14 protein-coding genes and 1 pseudogene are annotated in these 14,133 nt (G+C 48.0%); 7 read left to right on the top strand and 8 right to left on the bottom strand.

Annotated elements, in window-relative coordinates; all coding sequences use genetic code 11:
- Positions 1 to 603 precede the first annotated feature (603 nt).
- The 3 genes from K0T92_RS08150 to K0T92_RS08160 form a co-directional block, all read right to left on the bottom strand.
- A complete protein-coding gene (locus tag K0T92_RS08150) occupies positions 604 to 1,245 on the bottom strand; it encodes an NAD(P)-dependent oxidoreductase (protein ID WP_219871961.1) in 642 nt (213 codons plus the stop codon).
- A 187-nt stretch (positions 1,246 to 1,432) separates the two neighbouring features.
- The gene (locus K0T92_RS08155; RefSeq protein ID WP_219871962.1) at positions 1,433 to 2,020 is read right to left on the bottom strand and encodes an SLOG family protein; all 588 of its coding nucleotides are present in this window, start codon (positions 2,018 to 2,020) and stop codon (positions 1,433 to 1,435) included.
- A 146-nt stretch (positions 2,021 to 2,166) separates the two neighbouring features.
- On the bottom strand, positions 2,167 to 2,943 hold the full coding sequence (locus tag K0T92_RS08160) for an HAD family hydrolase (protein ID WP_219871963.1): 777 nt from the start codon (positions 2,941 to 2,943) through the stop codon (positions 2,167 to 2,169).
- 873 nt (positions 2,944 to 3,816) lie between these two features.
- Between K0T92_RS08160 and K0T92_RS08165 the strand changes: the two genes are divergently transcribed.
- The 4 genes from K0T92_RS08165 to K0T92_RS08180 all read left to right on the top strand — a co-directional run bounded on the left by K0T92_RS08165 (position 3,817) and on the right by K0T92_RS08180 (position 7,946).
- Positions 3,817 to 4,365: a response regulator transcription factor gene (locus K0T92_RS08165; protein WP_246627990.1), complete on the top strand. Its 549-nt coding sequence runs from the start codon at positions 3,817 to 3,819 to the stop codon at positions 4,363 to 4,365.
- A 99-nt stretch (positions 4,366 to 4,464) separates the two neighbouring features.
- On the top strand, positions 4,465 to 5,109 hold the full coding sequence (locus K0T92_RS08170; protein ID WP_219871964.1) for a DUF1795 domain-containing protein: 645 nt from the start codon (positions 4,465 to 4,467) through the stop codon (positions 5,107 to 5,109).
- Between the two features lie 219 nt (positions 5,110 to 5,328).
- Entirely contained in the window at positions 5,329 to 6,060 is a 732-nt protein-coding gene (locus K0T92_RS08175; protein WP_219871965.1) for a hypothetical protein, read from the top strand.
- Positions 6,061 to 6,260: 200 nt separating this feature from the next.
- Entirely contained in the window at positions 6,261 to 7,946 is a 1,686-nt protein-coding gene (locus K0T92_RS08180) for a M20/M25/M40 family metallo-hydrolase (RefSeq protein WP_219871966.1), read from the top strand.
- Between the two features lie 271 nt (positions 7,947 to 8,217).
- Here K0T92_RS08180 and K0T92_RS08185 read toward each other — a convergent pair whose 3' ends face one another.
- The 5 genes from K0T92_RS08185 to K0T92_RS08205 all read right to left on the bottom strand — a co-directional run bounded on the left by K0T92_RS08185 (position 8,218) and on the right by K0T92_RS08205 (position 12,372).
- Entirely contained in the window at positions 8,218 to 8,925 is a 708-nt protein-coding gene (locus tag K0T92_RS08185; protein WP_219871967.1) for an HAD family hydrolase, read from the bottom strand.
- A 17-nt stretch (positions 8,926 to 8,942) separates the two neighbouring features.
- Positions 8,943 to 9,581, bottom strand: coding sequence for a DUF2306 domain-containing protein (locus K0T92_RS08190; RefSeq protein WP_219871968.1), 639 nt, complete (start codon positions 9,579 to 9,581; stop codon positions 8,943 to 8,945).
- Positions 9,582 to 9,626: 45 nt separating this feature from the next.
- On the bottom strand, positions 9,627 to 10,364 hold the full coding sequence (locus K0T92_RS08195; RefSeq protein WP_219871969.1) for an SDR family oxidoreductase: 738 nt from the start codon (positions 10,362 to 10,364) through the stop codon (positions 9,627 to 9,629).
- Positions 10,365 to 10,739: 375 nt separating this feature from the next.
- Positions 10,740 to 11,486 (bottom strand): MOSC domain-containing protein, encoded by a 747-nt coding sequence (locus K0T92_RS08200; protein ID WP_219871970.1) that lies wholly within the window; start codon positions 11,484 to 11,486, stop codon positions 10,740 to 10,742.
- 91 nt (positions 11,487 to 11,577) lie between these two features.
- A complete protein-coding gene (locus K0T92_RS08205; RefSeq protein ID WP_219871971.1) occupies positions 11,578 to 12,372 on the bottom strand; it encodes a hypothetical protein in 795 nt (264 codons plus the stop codon).
- 114 nt (positions 12,373 to 12,486) lie between these two features.
- On the opposite strand from K0T92_RS08205, the gene K0T92_RS08210 reads away from it, so the two are divergent.
- From K0T92_RS08210 to K0T92_RS08215, 3 genes and pseudogenes are all read left to right on the top strand, one after another.
- Entirely contained in the window at positions 12,487 to 13,260 is a 774-nt protein-coding gene (locus K0T92_RS08210) for an aminoglycoside 3'-phosphotransferase (RefSeq protein ID WP_246627991.1), read from the top strand.
- A 44-nt stretch (positions 13,261 to 13,304) separates the two neighbouring features.
- Positions 13,305 to 13,487, top strand: a pseudogene (locus K0T92_RS24945) (IS1595 family transposase); the annotation flags it as partial.
- 23 nt (positions 13,488 to 13,510) lie between these two features.
- Positions 13,511 to 14,101 (top strand): kinase, encoded by a 591-nt coding sequence (locus tag K0T92_RS08215; protein WP_246627992.1) that lies wholly within the window; start codon positions 13,511 to 13,513, stop codon positions 14,099 to 14,101.
- Positions 14,102 to 14,133: the final 32 nt, after the last annotated feature.

Consider the following 14,133-nt stretch of genomic DNA (forward strand, 5'->3'; position numbering starts at 1 on the left):
AAGTCCAATATCCAATGAGTCGGGCCCCGATGATGTGAAAAGATGCCTCCAAAACCACTAAAAACTAAAGAGTGGGACTGGAAGCACCTTTTTTATTGTATATAGGGACTTAGCGGGGACTCTAAATCATCAAATTACTTTATGGACAACCCCTTCACCAACTATTAGGTTTGACCGCCGACATGTGACAAGAGCACCGCGTGCCGCGATGGCACCAAAGGCAGAGTGACGGAGTAAGAAGCCTGCAAATGTGCATGAATTTCGGCTACAAGACGCCATATTGGTTAAATGCCTGCGATGAAGCATGAATTTTGGGGGAAATCGGCCATTAAGGGGTAACAAAGGTGAAAAACCTGCTCTCTGGCAGGCATTTCACCTTCATGGGCTCAGAAACAGGAAAATAACTGCCGTTTCGCATGTTTTCGCATGTTTCGCCTAGCTCACAGCTCGCTTGCAACTTTTTTCCATACCGCACACATCTCCCGGCGGTGTTTGAATCGCGGATCGTCCTCTGGCGAGGAGTACGTCAACAGTCCGATGATCGAGTGGGGGCTGAGATTTCCAAAAAGAACTCTCGGGACAGCCCATTGCACGGACAAGTGATTATTGTGCTTCAGAGACGAGTGTGAAGCGTTCATTGAGATGCTGAGGATTCTCAATCTCATCCAGCACGGCGATTGCATAATCTGCGTAACTGACATAGCTGTCGCCTTTGGCATTCACAATGAGGTTGTCCTTGCCCTTCTGGTAGGAGCCTGTTCGAACGCCCTCCGGATCGAAGAATGCCGCCGGACTGATGAAGGTCCATTTGATATTGGGCGCGCTCTGCAAATCCTCAAGATTGCGGGCCTGGTTAGAGGCAGTTGCCTTGTATGCTGCGGGAAATTCAGGCGTATCGATCAATTGTGTCGTCTTCGCTTCGTCCACATATAAGCTCCCCGCTCCTCCGACAACGATCAATCGGGTTGCTGGCGCTCCTTGGAGCGCACTGATGATGATCCGGCCCGCATCCACATGCAGATGCTCCTTCCCCAATGGAGCGCCGAACGCATTCACAATCACGTCGAATGACTGAACATCCTCGGCAGTAAGATCGAACACATCCTTTTCCAACACTGCCGCCTTAGGTTCCGTTACTTTGCCCGCTTGACGAACTATCGCTGTCACTTCATGTCCTCTCGCAAGAGCCTCCTTCAAAATTTGCGCCCCGGCTTTGCCGCTTGCTCCGATAATTCCGATTCTCATGAATAACGACCTCCTTATTTGCTTCAGTCTTCCATCGTCAACTAATATAGCACTATCCATTACAGCCACAAGCTATTCCATTGCATGAAATAATTCGTTGAATAATTGGTTATAACAATAATAGTTACAACCAATGTTTATGTCAACTTAGTCTGTATCCGCACGCGATATTCGGGGCGGATAAACTTTATTCGAACGTCTCCAGTCCATCCGTCCACTCCGCGCTATCGTTCAACTGCTCTTCATCAGCAATGCTCTGGATCTCTTCTGAACCGATACATATGTAGCGATAGCCTTCATCGTGATGCTTCTTCAAGGCCCGTTCTCTGTAGAAACGCGGGCTGGCCTCCCCCGCATCCTCGTCATAGACCAGCAGGATGCCGTCTGTCTTTGCGAACAGCACATCGTCCCGGTTGCGCAGCTGCCTCACATCGACATAAGGCTGCTTGCTGGTCGCTCCGTAATAGTCTACTCCCTTCAATACTTCCTGATAATACGTCTTCCGCTCTTCCTTCCAGCGCTCCTCCGGATTCGAGTAGGCTGCAAGAATCGACAGCTTCAGGTGAGGATAATCGGATTTCAATTCAATGACCGCCTCGCACGCCCATAGATCAACACCATATTGACCGGGTGTTATGACCCATTCCAGCCCTTCTTCAATAATGGGAATCAGCTTGCTCGCAATCGCCTTCTTAATATAGGGAATGCCCTTATGCTTGCCGTCGTAGATCGACAGCTCGTGGGCGCGGTAGCCGGTGACGAGGAGATTCTTCATATATGCAGCTCCTATAGTTCAATAATCAGCGGCAGGACAAGCCTGCCTTCCATTCCTTATTCTATCACAAGACAGCAGCGCCGCCGTCCGTGCTATTCCTATGACCTCTCCATTAAGATAAAGCTGCTGTCCAACAAGCGTCCGCATCAAAAGAAGCGCTCCAGCACTCGCGCGACTCCGTCCTCGTCATTAGCGGCTGTCGTCTCGTCGGCAAGCTCCTTCAGCTCCTTGATTGCGTTCCCCATCGCCACCGAATAGCCGCATGTCTGGAACAAACCGATATCATTATGGTCATCGCCGAATACGATCACCGACTTCATATCAATGCCTCTTCGTCTGCACAGTTCGCTGACAGCACCTTCTTTGGATGCTTGCTTCGGCATTATTTGCACAACTGTGCCGTTATCAGTGACCAGTATGTTGACTTGGCGGCCGAATAACGGAATGAGCGCCTGCGGATCTTCTATATTCGTAAGCAGTATCTTCGTTGCCTCGTACTCCTTCAACTCCTCAATCGGCTTAACAACGGGATTGGCTCTTGCATTCATCACAGCCGAGTAGTCCAGCTCCTTCAGACTGTACCATTCGTCCCGCACCTCCATGGACAGATGGCCTCCCGAATAATTAGCCGCGCAATAATCAAGGATATCCGCTGTCAGCGCGACCGGAATGGATTCATGCCATTCCGCTCGGGAAAGGGTACACACAACCTGCGCCCCATTGTAATAAACAAAGCTCCCGATCCCCAGCAGCTCCTCCGGCAAAAACCATTTCACTGCCCGTGGAGGACGTGCTGTTGCGAAAACAATGCCCATTCCGCGCCGGTGACATTCTATTACTGCGGCGAGATTTCTTGCAGAAACCTCCTTGCTTCCGTTCAAATAGGTGCCATCCAAATCCAGTACAACTGCCGAAAATTCCATTCCGCTTAACCTCCATGAATTTAATTCGTACCTCTTGCTCCAACTTGGCACAGACTTGTACAGACTTGTACAGACTTGTACATACTTGTACATACTTGTTCCAATATGGAACTGTTATGTTTCTTGTTGCGGAGGAGGTAACGAAATCCGAATCCTCTGCCGGAAATGTGAATCTACTGTGGAGGGCATTCTCGCCTTGGGCGCGTATTGCAGGAGGATTTTTCCTGCTTACAAGGTGTGTATGCTTCGAGATGGGCACTTTAGGCAGGCTTTATCCGCTTACAGCTTCTTGATACCGGACAATATAGTGTAGTTTCGCGCTTTAGTAAGATTTTTCCTGCTTACAGAGTGTGAAAGCTCGGGGATTGGAGGCTGTAGGCCGGTTTTATCCGCTTACAGCCATTATTGCTGCCATCCTTGCGGAGGTTGTTCACTGAGTCTCTCTCGCTCTTAGATGTTCATTTCGACTATTCCACAATCTGCTGCCCAGCGTAGAATGCCTGTCTTCTGCCAGTGCATGCAGATTGTCAGCTTGTTCATCTCATGAACAAGCTGTATACATCTTAATTTTATGACAGAATCAGCCGATAGTAATGAAAAAGAATCATTATAAAGAAATATATGGAATTATGAATTTCATCTTGGGAGGTTGTCATCATTCGAAGCATAGAAGCTTCGCTGCAGCAATGGAATAAGGCCGATGCAGCTACAGCACAACATGTCTTTCCACCTGCCTTATACGCATCCAGAACACAGCTTGATATTATTCTTACTTACAATCAGACATTGATTGCCGTCTTTACTAAATGCATCTCTGACCTTCAGGAGCATCTGAACGGAACCTTCCTGTTTCTGTTGACAGATGCCCATGGCATGCTGCTGGCGATGCAGTACAGCAAGGATCTCGAAGCCGCCATCGGCCGTTCTTCCCTCCGGCCTGGCATGTATTTCACAGAGGAGAGCTGCGGCAGGAATGCCGTCTCGGAGGCGATGGCCCAAGGCGGCCCTGTGTATCTGCACCCGGAGCAGCACGGCAGTCCCCTTTTTCAAACCTGGCACTGCTTCTCCACCCCTTTAACTTATCGCAGCAAAAATATCGGTTATCTGGACGTATCAACCATTAATGAAGCGATGAGAACAGAGCTCGTCGCCATCACCAAGCTTCTGCCCGACCATCTGCTCAGCAGCTACCGCCAGCAGCTCGTTCCCGAGGTCAAGGGGTCGCTCAGCGTCCAGCTTACAGACCGTCAGCTGCATATTCTGAAGCTTATCGCGCAAGGAAATACCGTCAAGTCGATTGCGCTGGAGCTTGAGATTAAGGAAAGTACGGTTAATCATCATAAACGGGCTATTTTCGATAAGTTTGGCGTCCAATCCAGCACAGAAGCTGTTATGAAGGCTTCGCGGCTATCATATCTTTGACAATTCCCTATATAAAATTGTAGCTGGAACTTATATTGTTCTATGTTACAATCTTAGGGTACAAAAAAAGAGCTGCTATTTCAGGAGGGTAACAATTCAATGAAGAAGTTTGCAAAGTGGTCTGTCATCATCATGTTCATGCTCGTATTCGCAACAGCTTGCTCCAACGCCAATGAAGAGAAGAAGGTTGATCTGGGGAAGGTCGAGAACGGCACTTATACGAATGATTATTTTGGATTCTCATTGACGGTTCCGCAGGGCTGGCAGGTGCAGGATGCAGAAACGATGAATGAAATTTCCGAGATGGGTAAAGATGCCATTGCCGGTGGCGACGAGGACAAGAAGAAGGATCTTGATCTCGCTGAGAAGAAGACGCTTAACCTGCTGATGTTCTCCAAGTTCGAGATGGGTTCTGTTCAATTGAATCCGAATTTCCTCTCTACCGCAGAGAAGGTAAGCAAGCTGCAAGGGATTAATTCAAGCAAGGACTATTTGGAGATCCTCAAAAAAATGCTGACTGATTCCCAGCTGCCTTACACATTCGGCGAGACTTCCACGGTTACAATCGGCGGCCAGGAATTCGAAACCATCGACGCTTCCCTCAATACAGGCGAAGTTACCGTATCCCAGAAATATTACTGCGCTATTATCGAAGGCTATGCACTAAGCTTCGCAGCCACGTATATGGATGACGAGTCCAAGGCTGATATGGACAACATTGTAAATACGATCAAATTCAAATAATTGCAGGCAGGCGAAAGCACCCCCAAAACCACGCTCAGGGCTCAAGGTGGAATTGGAGGTGCTTTTGTCATTAACAGCAGAATCAGCGCCTGCTCAAAGTTTGTTAAACAATTCCCTCTCCTGCAACGTCTATAGGTAAGATGACGATAACCTTAATAAGACAACAAAGAGGAGCCGTGAATCATGAAGCTGCTTTATTCCCTTCTAGCAGGAGCTGCAATGATAGTTCTAACAAGCTGCGGAGCCACTGCCAATGAATCACCCGCCAATCCTGCCGCAGCCATGGAGCAGAACACAGAGCAGCAGGTTGCAGCCGCTCCACACAGCGATATCCGCGAAACAGTCGCCTTGCAATTCAGCGCTTATGAGGCATCCAGCAATCCTCTGCCCTTGAGGAGCCTTGCAGCAGACGAATATACACGCATAAGCACAAAGGAAATGAGCCGTTATGCCATCGAGATCTATAAGAAGGCAGGCGATGACGAAACCATCTATGCCGCGCTCCAAATCGGACCCGATGCCTATGAGATCGGTCAGATCGGCTATCCCTCGGCCCCGGATGATCTTTACACCGTTCAAGACGTCCAGGCTTTATCTGCGGAATACATCAAAGTAACCGGGGTATGCGGCGCAAATTGTCCGATCACATACTATATAAAGTTGAATGACCAAATTCCCGTCCTTCACTCCCGGATAGATGCACATACGGCAGAGGCCGATATTAATGGGGATGGGAGCAATGAAATGATAGCAACGGTTGGCACAGCGGCGGATACAACCATCTATCAAGCCAGCGGAGATGATATCGTCGCGGCCAATGTGAATGAGGCACTGGACGCGCAAGCCGTCCTCTATCAGTCATCGGCGAATCTGTTTCAGTCCTATGCTGCTGGAGAGCTGGAGCCGACGAATTGGAGCTTCAAGGAGAATGCGCTGCACCGGGTTCCATAACGATGCGGCCACCCCGTAATGAATGAAGTCTGCCATGCAATCCAATACTGGTAATAGAACACGCCGGAACAGCGCGGATATTGTTTCAGCACCTGCAGCGTGCGTGTAACTTCTTTATATTAGCTCTACTTTCTTGGGAAAAGAGGATCAGAATACCAATGCCGCACCCGATGAACGATAGCTCAGCTTCTAACAGGAGCATGTTAAGCAAGGGAATTCACGCCGCCCTTCAGACCTTGCTCATCGCCCTTCTACTATACATGTCCCTCTCTCCATTCCTGCCGCCGTCAAGTGTGCCGGATACCGCGCCTCAGGACGTCTTCTCGTCCGGGCGGGCGATGCACCATCTGGAGCAGATCTCCCGGCAGCCTCATCCGACCGGCTCCAAGGAGCTTCAGCGCGTGCGGGAATATATTATCGCCCAGTTGAAGGCGCTTGGCATTGAACCGGAGATCCAGCAATCCAAGGCAACGGTTAATGGGCAAGCACTCGATGTCTATAATGTGATCGGAGAGATTAAGGGTACGCACAGCACGAAGGATGTGCTGCTCAGCGCCCATTATGATACTGTGCCGGAGAGCAATGGCGCCAGTGATGACGGCTCGGGGGTTGTCACGCTTCTCGAGACAGCCAGACTAATCAAGTCAGGCCCCCCATTGGCTAATAATATCATCCTCCTGTTCACTGATGGGGAAGAGATCGATCTGCTGGGGGCCCAAGCATTTGCCAAGCAGATGGCCAGCCTGGCGGATATTGGAATCGTCATTAATTTCGAGGCGCGCGGCAATGGCGGCCCCTCCGTTCTGTTCGAGACAGGGACGGATCGCAATTACAGCCTGATGCGTGATTTTGCCAAGACAGCTCCTTATCCAATCGCCTATTCATTCGTCTTTAATCTGTACAAATATATGCCTAACAGCACGGACATGAACGTATTTAAGGCGAGCGGCATCCAAGGCTTGAACTTTGGCTTTACGTTCGGGCTGGATGCCTATCATACCGATTCGGATACGATTGAGAATATACATGAGGGGAGCCTGCAGCATCACGGCTCGCATGCAGCTTCAATGGCCCAGTATCTCGGCAATGCCGATCTGAACGCGGTCATAGAGGGGGAGAAAGCAACCTACTTTAATATTGCCGGCCATCGCATCGTTGTCTATCCGCAGCAATGGGATCTCTATTTGATGATCGGCGCTGTCATCCTGTTCTACTGGACGATGTATTCCGGTGTGAAGCGGGGCAAGATCCAACTGGCGCAAACGCTGAAATCCAGCTATTCCTATCTATTCTCCGCATTCATCGTCATGGTTATGATCGCTGCATTAGGATGGGTGCTGCGGATAGTCTTTGCTTATCATAAGCAGCAGTTCAATGATCCTGAAGCCAGCATCTATCTGGGAATAGGCATGCTGCTTCTCTCCGTTGCGCTGCTGGCCAGAAAGTATGCAACCCTAGCCTTAGCGGGCAGAACCAGCCTGCTCAACCTATATTTCGGCATTGCGGCGGTGCATCTTTCCCTTGCTATCCTTACGTTCTTCATCTTCCCTGGCGGAACCTACATGTTCCTGTGGTCTGTGATCGGCATGCTGACAGGGCTCACAATCGTGTTCAGACTTCAAAACGCCAAACCGCCTATGATTCAGTCGATCCTGCTGCTATGCGGAGTTCCGGGCTTGCTGGTCGCGATCCCTTTCGTCGCGATATTATTTATGCTGCTGCCGTTCACGCTCTGGTTCGCCTTCTTCCTGGCTTGCCTGTTCCCGCTGGGCTTACTGCTCCCTTACTTCTCCTTGTGGAGAAATATCCACGGCAGGAGCGTTCCGCTGTTCTCCTCTGCTGCCGGTCTCCTCTTCCTCTTCATCGGGCTGCTCAGACTGATGTAATGAGTTGTCACCTCAATCTTAAAATCAGGGGATGGCTTTACCCGCTTCAATTCACAGCGAAGGGGCGGAGGGATTCTGGAGAAACGGCAAGCCCTCTGAACCCGCAGCGGCTTCATGACCCGTCAACCTCTGAATGCAACTTATCCTTCCGGCTGAACGTATTAAGGGGAGAATAAGGAGGGATTACGAATGATTAAGCCAAAGCCCAGCAAACGCGATAAGCTATCCGACTTCCTATTCGAGCTTTTTGTGGAAACGATTCCGATGCTATTCAGAATGATTGGCAGGTCGTTCCGCAATCTGTTCGATTTCCTGACTTGAACGCTCTGATTAGAGGGAGTACTTCAGACAATTCGTCAACGATGCCGTCAGCCTCATCAGGCGTCTCCCACTGGGAGTCCCGCTTCCAGATTCCTTTCATCCCGACATTCCGTGCGGCCTGTACATCATTAATGGGATGGTCGCCAATGTACACACTTTCTTCGGCCATTACTCCCAGCTTATTTAATGCGCTTAAGAAAATAGCGGGATCCGGCTTCTTAATCCCCTCCCATCCTGAGATCAGCAGTACGGAGAAGTAGTCTTCAATCCCTAACGCTTGAATATTTCTATACTGGAAATCACCATGAGCGTTCGTAATTAAACCAAGAAGCAGCTGCTCCTTCTTCAGTTCCTCCAGCATCTCAATCAGGCCGGGATACGGCAAACAGCTGCGGTGGAACTCACCGACATAATCATCCAGCAGTTCCTCCCACGTCAACCCGTGAATACTGAATTCATCGATAATCTGCTTATAGACGCGATCCTTCCAGACATAACCCCGATTGTCCAGTTCAACAAATCTCGATATATACTGCTCCCTGGGTATGTGTGATAGACAAGTGTGCAATCGCTCATACTGCGAATCAACGAACTGCTTCACAGACGCATCTCTATTTAATAGCGTTAAATCCAGATCAAATAATACGGCCTTGATCATCACTTATCCCCCCTCGATCAGCTTGATATGGACATCGATCCTGCCTCAGCCCATTTCTTGATAAAGCATTCTGCCAGCAATAGATTCGGCACCCACGACAGCCATGAAATGATTGTATAGCTCCATTCGAACCGCTCCTCGCCGAATACAAGTACAAATATAAGCAGCCACAGCCTTAGCGTTACGGCCGCAAGAGTGAGCGCATAATTGCGGATCATCCATCTTCGATGGCTCTCCACCCTCTTGCCCAGAATATTCCGCAGCGCCTGATAGGCGGTGTAGAACCATAGAATCGACAAGGAGCCGAAGCCGAATGTCGATACGATTCCCCCAGTGGCGTAGAAAGCCAAATAAACGCCTGTTCCACAGCCGAACAGAATACCGGTCAAGTAGATTCGCCCCATGATGCGATGCCGGTTCAGATGCTTCGCTCTAAACTTGGAGGATAGCGTGAACGGCCCCAGCATTAACGAGGTTACACTAGCCATGACATGGATGGCAATCATCGTATACCACAAGGAATTTAATTTGATTTTGAGCAGCTTTTCTTGCACGAAGCCCGCTGAATCCGCTCCAAGCACCAAATACTGCACGATGCCGTACCCCGCTATGGCAAATGCGAGAATCGTCATGGTCATCCATAATCCTTTTCTCACTCTACGCACCTCGCAATCTTCGATTATGTTCGCCGGTCATGGTTATCAGCCAAGCCTTCTCATAATGTTGCGTGCTATAGAAGGACTGATGCGCAGCAGCCAATACAGCAGCCTCGTCTTCGACACGTAGATTTCGTTCTTCCTCCCTTTAATCGAGCGGATAATCGCACCGGCAACTGTCGCAGGCGAGAGCTTGTTCCGCCCTCTTCCCGCCGTCATGGCCGTATCCACTACTGGCGGAAGCACTTCAATGACGCGCACCCCTGTTCCTTGAAGTTGATTCCTCAAACCTTGCGTGAAAATTCTCAGCCCGCCCTTAGAGCTGCAATAAACGGCACTTTGAGTCTTGGGAGCGAGCGCCAGACCTGAGGTAATATTGACAATAGCGGCCTCCGGCTGCCCCTTCAGAACAGGGAGCAGCGCACGTGTAAGAAGCAGAGGGGCTAACAGATTCGTCCGCAGCTCACTCTCGATGGTTAGGGGCGTAGATTGTTCTGAATCGAACCGGATATCGAGCTGAGTCCCGGCGTTATTGATTAGCACTTGCAGATCAGGATGCTCAAGACTGAGCTTACCGCCAAGCTCGACCACAGCCTCCGGACTGCCAAGGTCGCAGACATATGTGCCAGCAAGCTCGTACTTGCTGGAGAGCCCCGCCAATTTCCCCGCGTCTCTGGCAGCTACTATTACATGCGCGCCTTCCAACAAAAGAGCCTCCACAGTATGCAAGCCGATACCTGAGGTTCCGCCTGTGAGCAGTACTTTGACACCTTGCAGCTTCATCGCTATCACTCGCCTTCTTCATTCACTAATCTAATGAATGTGATATGCTTATCTTACTAGGCGAGCGAGCCTGCAATCATTAACCTATGTTAATAATGGTTCATTAATAATGGGAATATGAGGGACAGTGGCAGCCCAAGGCTGCATCATTGGGAATCCGCTTCTGTAAGCGGACTTTTCCTACTCTCAGCCACAATGGAGGTTAGTTCGGGGATGTGTAAGCAGGTTTTTCCGTTCTAAAATCATGTTGCGCGCGGGTGAGACTGGTTTTCTTACAGCTGCAGCACGGCAATTCCTGCTTACAACGCACATACGTGTTGTCGCTCCATGCTGCAGCACGATTTTACCCGCTTATAGAGGGGAAATCAAATGACTTCAGCCCAGATCCAACCCGGCTAGAAACACTTGATCCCCGGCGGCGATCTCCCCCGTCTTGATTACCGATGCATATACACCATACTTCAGGTCGAGCTTCTCATTCACTACTTTAAGCAGTGAGGCGTCACGAGCCAGCGATTCCGGATCGAAGGTAATCATAGAGCAGCGCTCACACGCGGTATCCACGGAAAGCACGACATTGCGGCCGATATGCAGCTGCTTGCCTATGAAATCCTGCTCCCGACACGTCATTCCCTCTCTTATCTTAATGATCAGATTGGCGCGAAATCTGCGCGGGTCCAGCCCCTTGCCCCACAGCTTCTCCAGCTCTCGGAGCGAGCTGTCTGTGATGATCAGGACACTTCCCAGATCGACAGCCAGCAAATCCGCACTAACAGGCTCATACTGAATCATGGACAGCTTTATCGCTGAATAAGCCTGTATCTCTTTCAGCAAATGCTCGTCCCAGTCGAAGACATGTCCCTCCGGGGAGGTTACTTTAACATCAGGGAATCGGCTCCCATCACCATTTCCCATTAATTGGGCCTTGTAGCCGAGCATTTCAGGAATTCTTCTCGCGGTAATAAATCGTTCCCAGTCATCCTCCACCGTCTCATCCACAAAGGCATGGCTGCGATCTCCATATATGCCGTAATTCGCAATCTCTATACGCGCTACAGATTCCCCGGCAAAGGACTTTACCGGATATCTGCTAATTTGCATAATCTCACCGACTTGCTGCATATCAATCCCCCCTATGATTCATCATTCCTCTGCTTTGCAACTCATCCTAGCATGGAATCTGTTGGAAAATCAATTAAGCAGGATTGGATATCTACGGAATACGTATATATCTTTTATAATATAAACCATATAAAATGACCACGGAGAAGAAACAAACAGCAGACATCCAATGGTTGAGCGACAAAATGAAAATAATAATGAATAGCAGCGTAACATTCCAATTCCAGAGTGAATGCCGATAATGTTTGTCGAATATGTGTTCCATAGATTGGATAAATACGATTAGAAACAATACAAAGTTAAATACATTAAAAAATATCCACACCTTGTTCCGCCAATCATTATCTGTATCATAAATAAAGTGCAACAATAAAAATACGCTAAGCGCCATCATAAGTGCAAAAAAAGTTAAGATCATCGGTGTAATAAATGATTTAAAGTTACCCATAAAATACTCAAAGTTGCCCATTGTGCCTTCCCCTCTGAAGATAGGAGAGCGGTTGGACTGCTCATATTTATGCTGGGCTATTTCTTTGGTCAGAGCTTCCTGAAAGGCATTCGTTTCGTCGATCCGATAAGACGCTTCTTTGACAACAGTCCACTTCTTGAAGAGCTTTCTGGAGATATACGGATAGGCGTTTGCCATCTCTTCGCTCATTCTCTGCCTATTCTCATCGCTCTGGTCATTCCGATATCTGTCGATCACCAGTTCGAGCTGCCCGTATACTTCCAGCAGTTTGCGAATTTCATCATTGGCAGCTTCCCCATCCTTGATATACTTCGTTCTGATCTCCTTGAATACCCATAATATAACCCAAATAAATAAGGTCCAAAATAACACTTCAATCTTGCTGTTCATAAATAAATCGATTAATATCTTCTCCATAAATCATCATCCTAATTGGCGTATTATAAATCTATTACATAAGGAATTATTAACTTGTAATAGAATACCAATTACTTGTAATATTGTCTATTATACCGATGCGGACAACCCTCAATGAAATCCATCAATCGAATCCGTTTCTTACTGGGGGAGAAAATGAAAAGACCAAAGGTTTCCTTAGATATTGAGACGATACCGCCAACAATTAGACCGTATTTAAAAGGAGCGACATTTTATAATAGCAGTTGTTCCGAGCAGGCAAAAACGCTTTATGTTGTAGGAGCAGACCGTGCTTTCTTGAAGATAAGCAAAAGGGGCACTCTGGAACGAGAATATAAAATGACAGAATTTTTGCATGGGCATCATCTTGCACCGAAAGCCATTGCCTATGAATCCGATCCGGAGAATGATTACTTGTTCTCAGAAGCGGTTAGCGGTGAGGATGGAACAGCAGATCAGCATTTTGAGAACCCTGGTAAGCTCGCCGCTGTATTCGGTGAATATTTGAGAGTACTGCATTCTCTTCCAACTGCCGGCTGTCCTTATACGAATCGAACTGCTGAATTGTTAGTTGACGGGGCAGGCAAGGGGATCGACCTTAGTCAATTAGATGAATTTATGTATTCAGCTAGCGATAATGTCATCATTCACGGGGATTACTGCTTGCCCAATATCATTATGGATCATTTTTCACTCAAAGGTTTCATCGATCTGGGGTACGGCGGGGTAGGTGACAGACACTTCGATATATATTGGGGGCTATGGACGCTTCATTATAATTTGAAGACAGATATTTATAGGGATATATTTCTGGATGCTTATGGAAGAAGCGATGTAGACCTTGACGGGCTGAATTATTTTGCGAAGCTGGTAGAATTGATGGACTGAATGTTGGATACGGACATCATTCCATTTTTTCTACCCAATCTGCGATACTTAAGATTGATTTTAGCGATTTGCCAAAGCCTGAACAACTTCGATTATTCCAAGCGATACAAGAAACTCTCTTTCCTGAACCCAAAGAAGATATTGCCAACATGGTTGGCGACATACGAGAAGTTCGTTTCAACGGAGGCTTGGCTTGTGTTCACTGTGGAAGTATAGCCATTAACCGTTAGTCATATGGAGAGGTGAAATTATGGTCGATTATGATAAGGTAATGGATACCATTTTGAACCGTTATGTTAACAACCGACTCATACTTGGGATTGACGGGCTAAGTCGTTCTGGAAAGACCACATTGGTAGCGGAATTAAAAAACAGGCTGGTTCAATACCAGAAACCTGTTTGCATCTTTCACATTGATGACCATATTGTGGAACGCAAGAATAGATACGACACTGAATTTGAGCAATGGTACGAGTATTACAATTTTCAATGGGATGTTGAACTTTTGCGTAACCAGTTATTTTCAAAGTTAAACTATGCAGAAGTCGTAGAGCTTCCCTTCTACAACTCCGTTTTGGATAAGTTAGAAATAAAGACTGTTACCATACCAAACAACTGCATTCTGATTGTTGAAGGTGTGTTTCTTCAACGACCAGAGTGGCGAGATTTTTTTGACTTCATCGTGTACTTGGATTGCCAAAGGGATAAACGATTCGAACGTGAATCTGCATCTGCCAAGGAGAACATTGAAAAATTCAGGTCAAGGTATTGGAAAGCGGAAGACTTCTATTTGGATTCGATAGCTCCGTTAGCCAACGCCGATATGATTATTAGTTCCTAAAGAATGTCTACTTGAACCCATTACATACGGTC

The sequence above is a fragment of the Paenibacillus oenotherae genome, from assembly GCF_019443105.1.
GTDB classification, from domain to species: Bacteria; Bacillota; Bacilli; order Paenibacillales; family Paenibacillaceae; genus Paenibacillus_Z; species Paenibacillus_Z oenotherae.

What these genes read in the sequence shown, in the direction of transcription:
- K0T92_RS08180 (WP_219871966.1), top strand. Translation starts at nt 6,261, where the DNA reads ATGTTAAGCAAGGGAATTCACGCCGCCCTTCAGACCTTGCTCATCGCC.
- K0T92_RS08175 (WP_219871965.1), top strand. Translation starts at nt 5,329, where the DNA reads ATGATAGTTCTAACAAGCTGCGGAGCCACTGCCAATGAATCACCCGCC.
- K0T92_RS08205 (WP_219871971.1), bottom strand. Translation starts at nt 12,372, where the DNA reads ATGGAGAAGATATTAATCGATTTATTTATGAACAGCAAGATTGAAGTG.
- K0T92_RS08200 (WP_219871970.1), bottom strand. Translation starts at nt 11,486, where the DNA reads ATGCAGCAAGTCGGTGAGATTATGCAAATTAGCAGATATCCGGTAAAG.
- K0T92_RS08195 (WP_219871969.1), bottom strand. Translation starts at nt 10,364, where the DNA reads ATGAAGCTGCAAGGTGTCAAAGTACTGCTCACAGGCGGAACCTCAGGT.
- K0T92_RS08150 (WP_219871961.1), bottom strand. Translation starts at nt 1,245, where the DNA reads ATGAGAATCGGAATTATCGGAGCAAGCGGCAAAGCCGGGGCGCAAATT.
- K0T92_RS08185 (WP_219871967.1), bottom strand. Translation starts at nt 8,925, where the DNA reads ATGATCAAGGCCGTATTATTTGATCTGGATTTAACGCTATTAAATAGA.
- K0T92_RS08215 (WP_246627992.1), top strand. Translation starts at nt 13,511, where the DNA reads ATGGTCGATTATGATAAGGTAATGGATACCATTTTGAACCGTTATGTT.
- K0T92_RS08160 (WP_219871963.1), bottom strand. Translation starts at nt 2,943, where the DNA reads ATGGAATTTTCGGCAGTTGTACTGGATTTGGATGGCACCTATTTGAAC.
- K0T92_RS08210 (WP_246627991.1), top strand. Translation starts at nt 12,487, where the DNA reads ATGAAATCCATCAATCGAATCCGTTTCTTACTGGGGGAGAAAATGAAA.
- K0T92_RS08155 (WP_219871962.1), bottom strand. Translation starts at nt 2,020, where the DNA reads ATGAAGAATCTCCTCGTCACCGGCTACCGCGCCCACGAGCTGTCGATC.
- K0T92_RS08165 (WP_246627990.1), top strand. Translation starts at nt 3,817, where the DNA reads ATGCTGCTGGCGATGCAGTACAGCAAGGATCTCGAAGCCGCCATCGGC.
- K0T92_RS08170 (WP_219871964.1), top strand. Translation starts at nt 4,465, where the DNA reads ATGAAGAAGTTTGCAAAGTGGTCTGTCATCATCATGTTCATGCTCGTA.